This window comes from Chryseobacterium taeanense, assembly GCF_900099685.1.
GTDB classification, from domain to species: domain Bacteria; phylum Bacteroidota; class Bacteroidia; order Flavobacteriales; family Weeksellaceae; genus Chryseobacterium; species Chryseobacterium taeanense.
This window is the reverse complement of the sequence record NZ_FNDW01000002.1, coordinates 116792-132706: the sequence shown is the minus strand read 5'-3', so window position 1 is coordinate 132706 and position 15915 is coordinate 116792. Positions and strand designations below refer to the sequence as shown.

At 38.3% G+C, this 15915-nt stretch carries 10 protein-coding genes; all 10 read right to left on the bottom strand.

The window, feature by feature from the left end; genetic code table 11:
- Positions 1–31: 31 nt before the first annotated feature.
- On the bottom strand, positions 32–1750 hold the full coding sequence (locus BLR30_RS03700) for a glycoside hydrolase family 43 protein (RefSeq protein WP_089854955.1): 1719 nt from the start codon (positions 1748–1750) through the stop codon (positions 32–34).
- 165 nt (positions 1751–1915) lie between these two features.
- Positions 1916–4375, bottom strand: coding sequence for a glycoside hydrolase family 95 protein (locus BLR30_RS03695; RefSeq protein ID WP_089854952.1), 2460 nt, complete (start codon positions 4373–4375; stop codon positions 1916–1918).
- Between the two features lie 34 nt (positions 4376–4409).
- Positions 4410–5684 carry an MFS transporter gene (locus BLR30_RS03690; protein ID WP_089854949.1) on the bottom strand — a complete coding sequence of 425 codons (1275 nt, stop codon included), beginning with the start codon at positions 5682–5684 and terminating at the stop codon, positions 4410–4412.
- Positions 5685–6320 carry a bifunctional 4-hydroxy-2-oxoglutarate aldolase/2-dehydro-3-deoxy-phosphogluconate aldolase gene (locus BLR30_RS03685; RefSeq protein ID WP_089854946.1) on the bottom strand — a complete coding sequence of 212 codons (636 nt, stop codon included), beginning with the start codon at positions 6318–6320 and terminating at the stop codon, positions 5685–5687.
- Positions 6317–7339 carry a sugar kinase gene (locus BLR30_RS03680; protein ID WP_228400695.1) on the bottom strand — a complete coding sequence of 341 codons (1023 nt, stop codon included), beginning with the start codon at positions 7337–7339 and terminating at the stop codon, positions 6317–6319. Before BLR30_RS03680 ends, BLR30_RS03685 begins: the two co-directional genes overlap by 4 nt.
- Positions 7329–8747, bottom strand: coding sequence for a glucuronate isomerase (gene uxaC, locus BLR30_RS03675; RefSeq protein WP_089854943.1), 1419 nt, complete (start codon positions 8745–8747; stop codon positions 7329–7331). Before uxaC ends, BLR30_RS03680 begins: the two co-directional genes overlap by 11 nt.
- 107 nt (positions 8748–8854) lie before the next feature.
- The gene (locus BLR30_RS03670) at positions 8855–9670 is read right to left on the bottom strand and encodes an SDR family oxidoreductase (RefSeq protein ID WP_089854940.1); all 816 of its coding nucleotides are present in this window, start codon (positions 9668–9670) and stop codon (positions 8855–8857) included.
- A gap of 59 nt (positions 9671–9729) precedes the next feature.
- The gene (gene uxuA, locus BLR30_RS03665) at positions 9730–10899 is read right to left on the bottom strand and encodes a mannonate dehydratase (protein WP_089854937.1); all 1170 of its coding nucleotides are present in this window, start codon (positions 10897–10899) and stop codon (positions 9730–9732) included.
- Between the two features lie 88 nt (positions 10900–10987).
- Positions 10988–12931, bottom strand: coding sequence for a RagB/SusD family nutrient uptake outer membrane protein (locus BLR30_RS03660; protein WP_089854934.1), 1944 nt, complete (start codon positions 12929–12931; stop codon positions 10988–10990).
- A gap of 11 nt (positions 12932–12942) precedes the next feature.
- Positions 12943–15819: a SusC/RagA family TonB-linked outer membrane protein gene (locus BLR30_RS03655; protein ID WP_089854931.1), complete on the bottom strand. Its 2877-nt coding sequence runs from the start codon at positions 15817–15819 to the stop codon at positions 12943–12945.
- Positions 15820–15915 lie beyond the last annotated feature (96 nt).

The window sequence follows — 15915 nt, the reverse complement described above, 5'->3', positions numbered from 1 at the left end:
GTTTTAATATTTTGGTTTGGCTTTTAATTTTTTAATTCGGCACAATATCATTTGAAGATGTGCTGTATAACCCAATCAAACTTCCTGTGAAACCGCCTGCAACATCTGTTGAAAGTATGTCTCCAGAAACTGATCCACCAAGATTTTTGAAGTTTTTGCTGTCTAAAGAATAATTAAAGCTTATTTCATCTTTTTCTCCATTAACCTGAAATTTAATAGTCTTCGAAAGTGAAATTTTTTCGCTGGCAATCAGTTTTGAAGTTCCTTTTTCGGTTCTTTCCAAAACGATGTAGAAATCTTTGTCTTTCTTTGTAATTCCGAAAACGTAATTGAATGTTTCGCTTTGGTAGAGCGTGATTCCAGCCAATTCTTTTTCAGATTTTGGTTTGTAATCTAAGGTTACGGAAGTTTCAAAATCTTCGTGCTGCAATCTGTGGAATAATGATGAAACCGGAGCCAACGCTTTGATATTCGTTTCCATAGGATTCACTTTCACCCCATTTTTCGTAGTCGTGATAAAGTTTTCACGAGGTCCGCGCATGGCTATCCATCGGAAATCAAGGTTTTTATCGGTTAATTTATCGTTATAGGTAAAATTCCCGTTCGGGAAGAATCCGTTTTGTCCGGTTTGATTCTGAACTCCCTCAGGCATTTTCAATTTCGGTTTCATAGGAACCAAGCCATTTTGGAAAACAGGATACGTTCCGCTCCAGTCAACCGGAAGAATGAAGGTTTCTCTACCGTGATTTACACGATTATTGACATTCGGACGAATTGCTAAAAATACGCCGTACCATTGTCCATTTGGACCTTCCACCAAATCGGCGTGACCCGCCCAATCTACTTTTTCCTTTCTGTCTCTCGGGAAATATCTTTGCGTCAGAATCGGATTATTTTTAGCGGGAACAAACGGACCTTTCGGAGAATCTGACATAAAAATAACTTCGCTGTGATTGCCTCCGGTTCCGCCTTCCGCACACATCAGGTAATATTTTCCTTTATACTTGTATAAATGCGGACCTTCAATCCAAATTGGTTTTTGAGAAAGGTCAACACCGCCGTTTACGATAATTTTGTCTGAACCTGCTACAACCTGGTCTTTTTCCAAATCGTAGTCCCACATTTTGATGACGCGGTGACCTTGATACTGCTCGGTTCCTTTTGGTGGAGCGTCGTTGTGTACGATGTAAGCTTTCCCATCATCATCAAAGAAAATAGATGGGTCGATACCGTCGAAATTTAGCTTCTGAACTTCGCTCCAGCCTTTTGCAGGGTCTTTGGTTTTCACGACCATATTTCCGATTCCACTGGCAATTTGTGTGGTAATCATATAAAATGTATCGTTGTATTTGTTGTATTTGATGTCCGGTGCATAAATACCTGCTGAGACACCAGCTTTTTCAACTTTCAACTGGGAAGGTCTGTCGAGAACGTGACCCACCTGTTTCCAATTCACCAAATCTTTAGAAGTGAAAATCGGAACGCCGGGAAACATTGAGAAAGATGAATTAACAAGATAATAGTCTTCTCCTTTCTTTGTAATACTTGGATCCGGATAACAGCCCTGAAGAATGGGAGAATAGAATTCGTCTGGTTTCAGAGGGTTGTCATTGTATATTTTGTCGTTTCCTTTATATTGAAAATCGGTGAATGTCTGTGCTGAGATGCTGGTCAACGACAGTAAAGCTGCTGCTGCAAAAATGCTGGTTTTGTTTTTTAGTAAATTGGAATTCATTGTTATCTTTTTCATATATAATTTTATTTTTATTAGTTATTATTTTCTATCAACAGGTCGCCTCTAAGAGGCTTAATTACGTTTATTCGTTTTTCTATTATCAGATCACTCCTACGGAGTTCCCTTATTTTTAGAATTCAATACATCTACACAGATATTGCTCCTACGTAGCGGAATCTCTTATTCAAATTTTAAAATATATGTCTTCCCTGCTTTCGTTGGAAAATCGTATATAAAATCGTTTTTTATTTTGACAGAATTTAGTTCCGCTTTTTTTGATATTAAAGGTTTCTTGATTTCCGGAACTTCAAAAAAGGGATTTGGATTTTTACCTTCTGCTTTTTTGAGTTTTATATTTCCTGTAGATTTAATTTCATTCGGAACTCTTATCCGGCAATTTCCACCTAAATTTGATTTTATGGTGATTTCCTTAGCTTTATTGTTTTCCCAGATGATGCTGATTTCAAATCCTCCGTAGGTTTTCAGTCCTGAAATGTCTCCGTTTTTCCATTCATCAGGAAGGGCGGGAAGAATGTCGATGAAACCGTTCTGCGTCTGTAACAACATTTCTGTAATACCAGACGTGCAGCCGAAATTCCCGTCAATCTGAAACGGAGGATGGGCATCGAAAAGATTCGGATAAGTTCCGCCTTTGCTGCCCCAGCCGTCTTTTTCTACCAGCGTTAATTGGTCTTTGATTAATTTATTGGCATGATTTCCGTCTAATAATTTTGCCCAGAGATTGACTTTCCAACCCATACTCCACCCTGTGGAAACATCACCACGATGAATTAAAACGGTTTTAGCTGCGTCCAATAATTCAGGTGTCGTAAAAGGATTGATTTGGTTGGACGGAAACAATCCGTAGAGATGCGAAACATGCCTATGATTGTCTTCCGGATTATCCCAATCTCCCATCCACTCCTGCAATTGTCCGTATCTCCCGATCTGCATCGGCGGTAATTTTGAAATGATGTTTTTCCAAACCGGGATTTTATCTGAGTCTATATTAAGAATTTCTGCTGCTTTTTTTGTCTTCGTAAAAAGGTCAAACATTAATTGATTATCCATTGTATTTCCGGCTGCTAATGCACTTCCCTGGTGTCCGTTTGGAATATTCTCGGGAGACATTGACGGACTCACAACAAGCCAATGATGCGTCGGTTCTTCTATCAGAAAATCTTCATAGAATTGAGCGGCAGATTTCAGAACCGGGTAAATGGATCTTAAGTAATTTACATCTCCGCTATACAGATATTTGTCCCAAAGATGCTGGGAAAGCCAGGCTCCGCCCATCGGCCACATTCCGGCGTTGGCAAAATCTACCACTCCGGTGATCCTCCAGATATCGGTATTGTGATGCGCAACCCAACCACGACTTTTGTACATTAGTTTTGCTGTTTCTTTTCCGGATTGGCTTAAATCTTTTACCATCTGAATCAGCGGTTCGTGCATCTCGGAAAGGTTGGTTTTTTCCGCCGGCCAGTAATTCATTTCCGTGTTGATGTTGACGGTATATTTGCTGTCCCAGGCGGGTTTGTTGGAATTATTCCAGATTCCCTGAAGGTTCGCCGGCTGTCCGCCAGGTTGTGAAGACGAAATCAAAAGATAGCGACCAAACTGGTAGTATAAGGAAATAAGCTCCGGATCGTAATTTGTTGCAAAATTTTTAATCCTGACATCAGTCGGATTTTTTGCAGCTTCGGAAGTTCCTAAATTGAAATCAACTCTTTTGAAATATTTTTGATAGGCAACAAGATGATTTTTATATAAAGTATTAAAACTTTTATTTTCAGATGCTTCGATATATTTCTTGCTCTTTGAAACTTCGTCTGTATCTAATGTTTTGTAATCGGTAAAATTGGTCGCTATGGAAATTAGAATCAGTACTTCATCAGCATTGCTTACCGAAATTCCATTACTCAAAACTGCTGTTTTTCCACCTTTATTGATGAGTTTTGCGAGTGCGTTAAATTTAACCTGACCCTGAACACCATCTAAAGTGGACGACAAACCGCTCATCTGTAACGCATTGGAATCAATGGCTTTGACATTTTTTTTAAGCTCGCTGTTGAAATTGGCTGTGAAATTCAAAGCATTTTTCTTATCTGAACTTAATTTAATGACAATAAGATTATCAGGAATTGAAGCGAACACTTCCCTTTTGAAATGAATTCCGTTAGAAGTAAATGTTGTGGTGGTAATTGCTTTTTCGATATCTAATTCCCTGTAATAATCTTTAACATCATTAATATTTTTAAAATCAAGGGTAAAATCACCGATGTTCTGATAGGCCGAACCGTGAAGGGTTTTCGCTGTCAAACCCTTGTCTGCAAGAATCTGAGCGCGCTTGTAATTTCCGTTAAATAAATAATATCTGATGGAATCCAGTACTTTCGGACCGTCAGGATTATCGTTACGGGATGGTCCGCCTGACCAGAATGAGCTTTCATTCAGCTGAAGTTTTTCTTCAGATGGATCTCCGTAAACCATGGCCGCAAGCCTTCCGTTTCCGAGAGGTAACGCTTCCACCCATTGCCTGGCGGGTTTATCGTACCACAGCTTATATTTTCCTCCTTTCTGTGCAGAGGAAAATATATTTATCAAAAGACATACTATGATACAAAGTCTGGATTTCATTTTTACTTTTTAAACTTCAAACTGTATTTTGATATTAAGCTGTTTTCTTCCTGTTAATCAACCAAATAATTCCCCACGCCGCAACATATGAGATTCCTGCAATGAAGAAGATGATATTGTAACCGCCGTTGATGTTTCCGGCTTTTTTAAAGGTATCTAAAACAATCCCAATAAACAGTGGAAAAATAATTCCCGCTGCTGAACCCAACATTCCGCCAAAACCGATCACAGAGCTTACATAATTGTTGGGTAATTTATCTCCGACCGTAGTCATCAGATTCGCTCCCCAACCCTGATGAGCTGCTGTTGCAAAAGCTATTATAATAGTTATCAGCCACATATTATCAACATATTTCGAGAACATTACCGGAACAACCATTAAAGCAAATAATAACATTGTAAGGCTTCTCGCGCGTCCGATTGCCCATCCTTTTTTAATTAAAACTGAAGAAAGGTATCCACCACCGATACTTCCGATTGTAGTTCCGCTATAAATGATAATCAATGGAATGGAAGGTTTGGTTAAATCCATTTTAAAAACATCTGCAAAATAGGCAGGCAGCCAGAACATAAAGAAATACCAGATCGGGTCGGTAAGGATTTTTCCTATGGCAAAAGACCAGGTAACTTTATATTTCAATAATTCAGAAAGCGGAACTTTTGACTGTTCTTGGGTCTTTCCGTCCTGATCGCTTTTGATGTACTGAAGCTCCTCGGTACTTAATTTTTTTGTTTTTTCCGGAATTTGGTAAAATTTCCACCAAAGAAGAATCCACAATAATCCCAACGCTCCAATCCAGACAAAAGTCTCTCTCCAGCCGTAATGTCCCAGAATAAACGGAACTAGAAGCGGTGCTAAAATAGCTCCTACTGTTGCACCCGAGTTGAAAATTCCGGTTGCTAAAGCTCTTTCTTTTTTCGGAAACCATTCGGCAACAGATTTTATCGCTGCAGGAAAATTTCCGGCCTCACTGATTCCTAAAGTACTTCTCGCAATGATGAATCCGAATGTGCTTTTCACAAAACCATGACCGATAGAAGCTAAGCTCCAGACAATCAGCGAAACCGCATATCCGATTTTGGTTCCGACTCTGTCGATAAATCTTCCCATTGCAAGATAACCGATGGCATAGGTAGCCGTAAAAGCCATTACAATGTAGCTGTAATCTTTTTCATTCCAGTCAAATTCTTTTTCCAGAATAGGTTTCAGCAATCCCATTACCTGACGGTCAAGATAATTGATCGTGGTTGCGAGAAATACCAGAGACAGCATAAACCATCTTATATTGCCATTTTTTGGAGCCTGCATTTAGTTTTGATTAAGTTGTTGTAATAGGTTCTGAACTTTTTCGGTAAGCTGTTGCGATGTGAAATCTTTTTTTATCAATGAACTTCCCAATCCAACTGCTACTGCTCCGCCTTTTAGCCAATCGTTAATATCCTCTGCATCAGCATTTACTCCGCCGGTTGGCATGAAATTCATTCCCGGAAAAACAGGCTGAATGGATCTTATATAATTTTTACCCAAAGCATCAGCAGGGAAAATTTTCACTAAATTTAATCCGTTCTGAAAAGCGATATTCACATCAGATGGCGTGAAACAGCCCGGAATTAAAAGAATATTTTTACTCACCGAATGTTTTACCAATTCTTCGCTAATTACCGGAGTGATGATGAAATCGGCTTTTGCACGGCCAAAATCATCCATTTCTTTTATATTTTTTACCGTTCCTATTCCCAGTAAAAGTCCTGGAAATTCTGTAACGGAGATTTCTTTCAGTTTTGTAAAATTTTCTAATGCCTGAATGCCGCGGTTGGTATATTCTATCGCACGGATTCCTGCTTCATACAAAGCTTTTACTGTATCTTTTGAAACTTCAAACGATGCGTCGTAGAACAACGGAACGATTTTTTGGTTTCTTATGGTTTGTAAAATTGAATTCATAATTTCTCAATGTTAATAGATTCATCAATAGTGTCACCTTTTACAAAAAGTTTTTTAAAGGCAACCTTTGTGGCATATTCTAATATTTTCTTCGATGGGTTTCCTTTGAGTTTACCGTGAATAAGTGCAGCCATAAAGGAATCTCCGCTTCCTACTCTTTCTTTTACTCTTCCGGAATAATATTTTTCTGAAATTAAAAGCTCATTATTCTCAAATAACGTTGCATAGTAATTGACTTTTTCACCGTTTGTAAATCGGAAAGTATTGGCAACCGTCGCAACATTCGGGAATTGTTTCTGAATTTCCAGCGCTGATTTTTCAGCTTGCTTTAAGAGATTTTTGTCATCAAAATTTCCGTTCAGCTCATATTCAATAGAGATTTCAAGAAACTGTTGAATAGACCAGATATTTCCCATCAACACATTCACAAAAGGCATCATCTTTCTGATTAATTTTGATGGATTTTTGTCTTTCCAAAGTGCTGCACGGTAATTCAGATCTAGAGAAACGATAATATTTTTTTTTGCGGCTTCCTGCATTAAGTCTACACATTTTTGGTATGCATTTTCACTTAAAGCCGGCGTAATAGTGCTGATGTGAAGCCATTTAACTCCGGAAAATATTTCATCAAAAGTAAATTGCGAAAAATCCGACTGTGTAAAAACTGAGGGAAAACGATCGTACACTACCGAAGCGTTTTGCATATCGCCATCTGAAGACAGGTAAAAAGTTCCTATTCTTCCTGTATTTTTTTCTGCAAGAACTTCAATTCCTTTGTTTTTCAACTGATTTTCCAATTGATTTCCTATAAAATTTTCAGGTAAAGCAGAAAGTAATTTCACAGGATTTTGCCATTGCGAAAGTGCGGAAGCTACGTTATATTCGGCACCACCTACAAAAGTTTTCATAGACTGATCATTGAGCCATTCTCCATGAGAATCCGGAGCAAAATGGAGCAACAATTCTCCGAAACACAATATGGTATGGGAAACAGAATCCTGCATTGTATTAAAATTCAAAATAGTTTTTGGTATTATGATAACAAATATCCTGAATGATCTTTCCTACCCATTCTTCGTCATTTGGAAGCAATCCTCTTTCCATTTCGCTGCCAAACATATTGCACAACAATCTTCTGAAATAATCGTGTCTTGAGAATGACAAAAGACTTCTGGAATCGGTAAGCATTCCCACAAAAGTGCTGATAAGTCCAATGTTCGAAAGCGTGTTCATTTGCTTTTTCATTCCGTCGAGCTGATCTAAAAACCACCAAGCTGCACCAAACTGTACTTTTGATTTAATTCGGCCTTCATTGAAATTTCCGGCCAGTGAAGCCAAAACTTCATTGAACGTGGGATTAAGATTGTAGATTATGGTTTTAGTAAGCTGTTCGGAAGAATTTAACTCATCTAAAAGAACGCTCAACCGTTGCGCAAAATATTGTTCTCCAATCGCATCATAACCTGAATTAATGCCTATTTTACCGAGCATTTTTGAATTGTTATTTCTTGTTGCTCCAACATGAAATTGCTGCACCCAGCCTTTTTCGTTGTACATTTTGCAGAGCTCTTTCAGTACATAACCGCATAAGGCTTCCGGATTGGAAAATACATTTTTATTTCCTTTCAGAAATTCTGAAAATTCGTTTTCAAGATTCTGGTTCCAAAGCGTTGTATCAGGAAAATATTCAAATCCGTGATCCGCTACTTTTGCGCCGGCTTCTGCAAAATAATCAACTCTAGACTGAAGCGCATTGAGCAGATCAGACACTGATTGTATTGAAATTTCGCTGATTTTTTCAAGCTTTTTAATTCCTGTTAGATATTGCTGAGGATTAATGATATTAATATAAGAATCAGGACGGAAAGCAGGTAAAACCGCTGTTTCAAAACTACTGTTTTTAAGAGCTTTATGATAAGCCAGATCATCAGAAGGATCATCCGTCGTACAAAGGGTTTCTACCTTAAAATTCTTGATGATTGATTGTGGTAAGAAATCGTTTGTCTGCAAACTTTCATTCATCTGGGAATAGATAGAATCTGCATTTTTTGGCGAAAAATATTCAGTGATTCCGAAAGGATTTTTAAGTTCAAGATGTGTCCAGTGAAATAACGGATTCCGAAGCGTATAAGGTACAACTTCAGCCCATTTTTTGAATTTTTCGATATCCGAAGCTTCTCCTGAAATGAATTGCTCATCGATCCCGAAATTTCTCATTGCACGCCATTTATAATGATCACCATCCAGCCAAATTGCCGTTGGAGAGCGGAAATTAAGATTATTGGAAATGACATCCGGCTCCAGATGATTGTGATAATCAATAATCGGCATTTCTTTCGCAAATCCGAAATAGAGATTCTCTGCCTTTGCCGACTCCAGCAAAAACGACTCTCCGAAAACTTCTTTATTTTTATTAGAATAAGTCATTATCTGGTTTAAATGATTTAAAATTTTATTTAAAAATCAATTTTTTAAAAACAAGACCTTAAGTTATTTTAAGATCTTGTTTATTTAAATATGAAGAAAATTTAACTTTAAACACCGCTAAAAGCACTGAAACCACCATCAACAGGAAGTAAAGCGCCCGTAATAAAACTTGCGGCTTCTGAGCAAAGGAACTGTACTGCTCCGTTCAGCTCTTCTACTTCTCCGAATCTTTGCATTGGCGTTTTAGCAATTACCTTTTTACTTCTGTCAGTAAGAGAACCATCAGGATTAAGGAGAATAGCACGGTTCTGATCACCGATAAAAAATCCAGGTGCAACAGCATTTACCCTGATTTTATCTCCAAATTTTAAGGCTACGTCTGAAGCCAGCCATTGCGTAAAATTGGTAATCGCCGATTTTGCAGCCGAATATCCCGCTACTCTTGTAATCGCTGAATAAGCTGCCATTGAAGAAATATTTACAATACTTCCGCTTCCCTGCTCTGCCATTACTTTTCCGAAAACATAGCTCGGATAAACAGTTCCGTTGATATTGAGATCAGTCACCTCATCCCAACCTTTCATATTCATATCGAAGAATGACTGCTCGGGAGATAAGGTGGCTGCAGGAATATTTCCTCCGGCAATATTTAACAAAATATCTATTTTACCGTATTTTTCTATAATTTTTTTTGATGCTGATTGAAGACTTTCGATGTCCATGACATTAGCTTCTACTGCAAATGCGTCACCTCCGGCATCTGTCAATTCCTGAACGCGGGCATCCAATGTCTCCTGATTTCGGCCTAATGCAACCACTTTTGCTCCGGCTTCAATGAAACTTTTTGCCAGGCTTCCACCTAAAACACCGGAAGCCCCCGTGATAACTGCAACTTTGTCTTTTATGCTGAATATTTCGTTCATTATGATTAATGATAATTGATAGTTGATAAATGATATTGAACCCTTCGGGTCCTATTGTTTTATTTTGATTCAGAATTGACAGCAGCCATGACACCTTCAATCTGCCCTAAAGCCAGCATTCTTCCCAAAAATGAGTATCCCGGATTATAACCTTTGTCGATATCTTCGGTTAATAATCTTCCATGATCGATTCGCATTGGTAAATCCGGATTTTCTTTCTCAAATACACGGATAACATCAATCAGTTTTCCTCGTCCGCCCAAATGATGTGCTTCTATAAAATCACCATTTTCAAAAACATTAGTGCTTCTGAGGTGAACGAATTTTGTACGGTGTGCAAATTTTTGAGCCAGTTTCGGAACATCATTGTTAAGGTTGGCACTTAAAGATCCGGCGCAGAAGGTCAGTCCGTTATGAGGATTATCCACTGCATGTAAGAACCAGTCGATATCTTCTTCATTGGTAACGATTCTTGGTAAGCCAAGCAGTGCAAACGGCGGATCATCAGGATGCACACACATCTGTATATTCCATTCTTCGCAAACCGGCATTATTTTTTCGAGGAAATATTTAAGATTTAGGCGAAGCTGATTTTTATCAATTCCGTCATATAAAGCCAACAAACTGTTGAACTTTTCCACAGGATTTAGATCTCCTTCTTTTATGTTTCCGTTTACAAATCCCTGAGTTTTTACAATGACGGAATCAATCAGATCATTGTTGTCCTCTTCTGTGAGCGTATTTTTCAGTTCTTCTACTTTTTGAAGAATTTCGGCATTATAATCCTTTTCCGCTCCTTTTCTTTTTAAAATATGAATTTCGAAATAGGCAAATTTAGCTTTATCAAAATACAATGATGAGGAACCATCTTGCCATTCATGAAAAAGATCTGTTCTTGCCCAGTCTAAAACAGGCATAAAGTTATAACATACTGTAGTTACGCCAGCTTTCCCTAAGTTTTCGAGACTTTTGATATAATTTTCTATTAAAAAATCCCGGTCTTCACCTCCGTATTTGATGGCTTCGCTTACGGGAAGACTTTCCACGACAGACCAGCGAAGGCCGTGACTTTCTATATAGTTTTTATAATCATTAATCGCCTCTAAACTCCAGATCTGTCCGTTGGGAACATCATGCAGTGCGGAAACAATTCCTTCTACTCCTATTTGCCGGAGTGTATTCAGGTTTATTTTATCGTTCTTCCCAAACCAACGCCATGTTTTTTCCATAATTTTTAAAATTTTTATTCATTAAACAAAGCAGGTGCTTTGGTAAACACCTACTTCGTTGTTAATATGAATGTAAGAATAAAATCAATTAATAACCAGGGTTCTGGTATTTTGCTTTTTCTTCAGCAGTAGCCCCGCTCATTGCATCTATCTGTCCTTGTGGTATAGGTCTAAGATAATGGAATGGCTGAATATTACGTGTTACTGTTTGTGGTGTATGATTTCCATAAGCGGTTCCTCCGATTTTATAAGAGGCAGCATATTCTCCCCATTTCTGTGTACGAACTAAATCATACCATCTATAAAATTCACCATAGTATTCACGGGATCTTTCTGCAAGAATATAATCAATGGTAATTGCTGAAGGAGTTGCTGCAATCATCGCTGCACTATTATCTGCAATATATGTAGCATTTTGAGCATTATTAAATTTCCATTTTCCTGCTCTTGCACGGATAACATTAATCAAGTCTCTGGCGCTCATTGCTCCTGATGCTCCTTTTACTGCTGCTTCTGCAGCGATAAAATAGAATTCTGAGAATTTTGCCACATTGAAAGGTCTCGTTAAGCCTGCATTAGGATATCCCAGTCCGTTCGGATCATCTGTACGGTAAGTTCCGATTTTCCATAGTCCAGGATAAACAATTCTGCTTATTCCATTTGGTGCGACTACCCAATCAGCTCTTCCTGGTAATGTTCCTGCGCCTACTCCATTTTGTCCTGCATCTGAAGGATAAGTTGGCGTTTGAGAATCATCGTTAAGGAAGCTTAAAATAGCTCCGCCTGGTTGTACAGGTAAACTATTAGCATTATACAAAACAGGAGTGGTGTTACCTGCTTTATCCCAGTTACCCCTATAAGTCGTTACAAAAGTTCCGTCATATCTTGAATCGGTTGTTTTATCTGCAAATGTATTCTGAATAACACCGATAGTTGGTGCCATCCTTGTCCAAGGACGACCTAGCGACTGTGTTGCAGCACGTTGTACAGAACTTACGGCAGTAAAGGTTGTTGCAGAACTGCTACTCTTAAGGTTTGTATAGTTCCATGTCTGCATCCAGGCAGCGAAATTATCAGGAGCCCACCCTGATCCAAAACCGACAGGATCTGATTCGTTATAAAATACGCTGGACTGAGTATGATCTGCATATAGCATACATTCGCTATTTCTGTCGTTTGACCCCACATTTACATCATAGAATGTAGGCTGTAAAGAATAGGGACCAGGAGTACTTATCCCCATCATAGCTGTGTCATAAGCTTGTTGAAAATACCATTGTGCATCGTGACCATCCGGATCAGTTCTCGGAGTTTCCGGATAAGTTGGGATGCCATTAGGATTCTGTAGCCACCATCCATAAGTGAGATAAGCTTTAGCCAAAAACAATCTTGCAACATTTTTGGTAACTCCTCCGGTTACTCTTGGAGATGCCGGTAAATTATTTATGGCTGTTTTCAAGTCAGGAAAAATGGCTCTTGTATAAACTTCCGGAACAGTATTTCTTTTAGAAGTTGTTACCGCATTAACATTGAGAGCAAGCTCTCCGGCTCCCAAATCCAATGGTACACCTCCATATGTTTGCACAAGCATAAAGTAATCGAATGCTCTGAAGAATCTTGCTTCTGAAATTAATGATTCTGCAACTCCAAATTGTGGGCCTCTCTCAACGATTCCATTTGCTGTATTGATATAAGGAAAAACAGATCCCCAAATCATGCTGGGTGGAAAAGAAGATGATGTAACATTACCATTTCCTGAAAAATCCAATTCTTTGAAATTTCCATCCGCACTTTGTGCCCAAGTAGATTCGTCGGTACCGTTCTGACAGTTACTCATAAAGTAACCGTTACCATATAATAAGCGTAGACTTCTGTACAAAGACGTAACCCCTGCTGTAACTCCATCTGGAGTATTGAAATAATCAACCGTATAGTTAGATCTTGGCTGCTCGTCCAGAATTTCATTACAACTGGATAAGCACAGTGATAAGAAGAATGCTCCTACAACTATTTTTTTATTAAACTTGATCATGATTTTGTAATTTAAAAAGATAAATTGATTCCCATTAGATAATTACGCGTTGACGGATTATTCGCTCCTATAATCAGCTGACGGCTATTATAGGGAAGACTGCTATTCACCGCCTGGTTTTGGTTACCGTAAGAATTAGGTTCCGGATCCATGCCGGACTCTTTATGATAAGGTGAGAATAGAACAAGAGGATTAGTCACTGTGACATAAATTCTAAAACTACTCAACTTAAGATCATCCAGAAATTCTTTCTTTACATTATATCCCAGAGTTATTGTTCTTAGTTTAAGATATGACCCATCGAAATACGCAAGTGTAGAACCATATTTTGGATTATCACCACTCATCATACCTCCTGGTTTAGGATATCTTACATTTGGATTATCTGCTGTCCAATAATCCACATCCACGTTATTCCCTCTTCCTGTTAATCTGTTAAGATAGCCTGAAGAACCATAAATAGAGCTAATCAAAACTCCACCATGTTGAAATGCGCCTACCGTGCTTAATTCAAAGTTTTTATAAGAGAATCTCATATTAAAACCTCCCTGCCAATCCGGAGCTGTATCAATAATTTGTCTGTCGCTCGCATTTATTGCTCTTACAGGAGTACCATCTGCATTGTAGCCTCCGGTATAAAGAACTTTAATCATCCCCACATTACCACCTGGCTCCAGTATATTTAGATATGGATCACCCTGCTGCCATAAACCAATATTTTGATAATCGTAAATAGCGTTAATATTGTGTCCTACGAACCAATTGTTAATTTCATCACGCGTAGTTCCTGAAGATAAAGCTAAAATCTGATTTCTGTTGGCATACCAGTTTATCCCTGCATCCCAGCTAAAGCCTTCCGGGTTATTGATAATACTTCCGTTAAGTGAAACCTCCCAGCCTTTATTCTCTATTTGTCCTATATTGTTAGTTACACTTCCAATACCACCTGATGGAGGTAAAATTGTTCCAGCTAAAACTTTTTCAGTTTTGGTTCTGTAGTATTCTACTGTTCCCGTAATTCTATTGTTAAATAAACCAAAATCAACTCCGAAGTTATTGGTTTTAGAATATTCCCATCCTAAACCAGTATTTGGCGCAGTTAATATATAAACTCCTGTTGTATTTGAAGATCCAAAGTTATAAGGAGTCACTTGTAAAGATCCTAATGTAGTATAAGGATTCACTGCCTGATTAGACGTTTGGCCCCATCCGTATCTTAGTTTAAACTGGTTAAGAAATTTAATGTTTTGCATGAAGGATTCGTTAGCAAGATTCCAACCTAAGGATATTGCGGGATATGTATGCCACTTATTACCTGGAGCTAAAACTGATGCACCATCTGCACGAAGCGTAGCCGTAATCATATACTTATTATCATAAGTGTACATAGCACGACCCATGTAGGATAAAAGTCCTCTTTTTTGATAAATCTGATCTTCAGGCTTTACAGAGATATCAGCCTGTGGTGACTGCCCTAAATTATAATATTGGAAAAAGTCTGCAGGTACATTCTTTGCGCTCATATAAGAGCTTATATATCTATTTCCTTCGGCTGAATATAAGGCAACTGCATTGATTTTATGCTTTCCGAAAGTTCGATCATAAGTTAATAAATTTTCTAAAGTCCAGTGGTATGTCTGGTTATTTCCTCTTCCGGCACTGGAAGGCGCGGCTGCATTTACATTAAATACACCAACTCCTACATAGTTTCCACTATTAGAGGTTAGATAATCTAAGCCGACGTTCAGTCTATATTTAAGACCTTTGAGAGGTAAGCTTACCTCTCCGTATATATTATTGTATGAAGAAAAACCTTTGCTTTCATCCACATATTTATCGCCCAGATTCTCAAGTGTCTTTCTTATATAGATCCAAGATTGATCGATATTTGATGCGGTACTCATCGTTCTCTTAAGGCTACCATCCGGATTATAAGGATTGGCTAAAGGAGAATAACCTAATGTTGGTGCCCCTGACACACCATTTCCTTCAGATACCGTATAGTTTGTATTGGTTGTAAATCCGAATTTAAAACTTTTACCAACCTGCTGATCCAAACCAATTCTTAGTGAAAATCTTTCATAATTCTGAATTGGGATTAAGGCATCTTGCTTAAAATAAGATAAGCCTACATTATAATTACCTCCATCTGTTCCTCCGGAAACACCCACATCATGACTTGTCATCATGGCCGGTTTATAGTATAATTTCTGCCAGTCTGTATTGGTGTCCAGCGTTTCATCCGTTCCTAATCCATAGATATTTCCGGCATCAGCTCTAAGTTTAGCCAATTGTGGACCATCCATCATCGGATATCTTGAAAAAAGTGTCTGAACTCCTGTAAATGAGTTGTAGCTGAATCTCGGCTTTTGTCCTTTTGATCCTCTGTTTGTTGTTACTAAGATAACACCATTCGCTCCTCTTGATCCATAAATAGCAGTTGCAGAAGCATCTTTTAAGATATCTATGCTTTTAATGTCATTAGAACTAATATCACTTAATGATCCCACAAATGGAATACCGTCCAAGACAATTAAAGGATCATTGGTTCCTGTTAAAGATCTCGCTCCCCGGATTCGGATTTGCATAGTAGCTCCAGGCTTTGATGAAGTTTGAGAAATATCAACACCGGCAGTTCTACCTTGCAAGGCCTGTGTAATGTTGGCAGAAGGTACTTCGCGAAGCGCATCTCCCTTTACCGTTGCTACAGATCCTGTCACGGCTTCTTTTCTCTGAGTACCGTAACCAATCATAACAACTTCCTCTATTTTGGTCTCCTTAGCTGTAGTATCTTTCTTAGCCTGGGAGTACACTAAACCGGAAGGTAATAAGGCCATGGCAAAAAACAAGGCCGCCTTATTGGTTTTAGCTAAATAAAATCGGTTCATAATTATTATTTTTAAATATTAGGGTTGAAATAAAAAGGCTATCAATAATTATAATTCTGAGAAAATCCTTAGTGTTAGAAGCCTTTTCATCTTGTT

Bases quoted from the DNA above. Each gene is read 5' to 3' on its own strand.
- BLR30_RS03690 (WP_089854949.1), bottom strand. From the start codon at position 5,684: ATGCAGGCTCCAAAAAATGGCAATATAAGATGGTTTATGCTGTCTCTG.
- BLR30_RS03700 (WP_089854955.1), bottom strand. From the start codon at position 1,750: ATGAAAAAGATAACAATGAATTCCAATTTACTAAAAAACAAAACCAGC.
- uxaC (WP_089854943.1), bottom strand. From the start codon at position 8,747: ATGACTTATTCTAATAAAAATAAAGAAGTTTTCGGAGAGTCGTTTTTG.
- uxuA (WP_089854937.1), bottom strand. From the start codon at position 10,899: ATGGAAAAAACATGGCGTTGGTTTGGGAAGAACGATAAAATAAACCTG.
- BLR30_RS03685 (WP_089854946.1), bottom strand. From the start codon at position 6,320: ATGAATTCAATTTTACAAACCATAAGAAACCAAAAAATCGTTCCGTTG.
- BLR30_RS03670 (WP_089854940.1), bottom strand. From the start codon at position 9,670: ATGAACGAAATATTCAGCATAAAAGACAAAGTTGCAGTTATCACGGGG.
- BLR30_RS03660 (WP_089854934.1), bottom strand. From the start codon at position 12,931: ATGATCAAGTTTAATAAAAAAATAGTTGTAGGAGCATTCTTCTTATCA.
- BLR30_RS03655 (WP_089854931.1), bottom strand. From the start codon at position 15,819: ATGAACCGATTTTATTTAGCTAAAACCAATAAGGCGGCCTTGTTTTTT.
- BLR30_RS03695 (WP_089854952.1), bottom strand. From the start codon at position 4,375: ATGAAATCCAGACTTTGTATCATAGTATGTCTTTTGATAAATATATTT.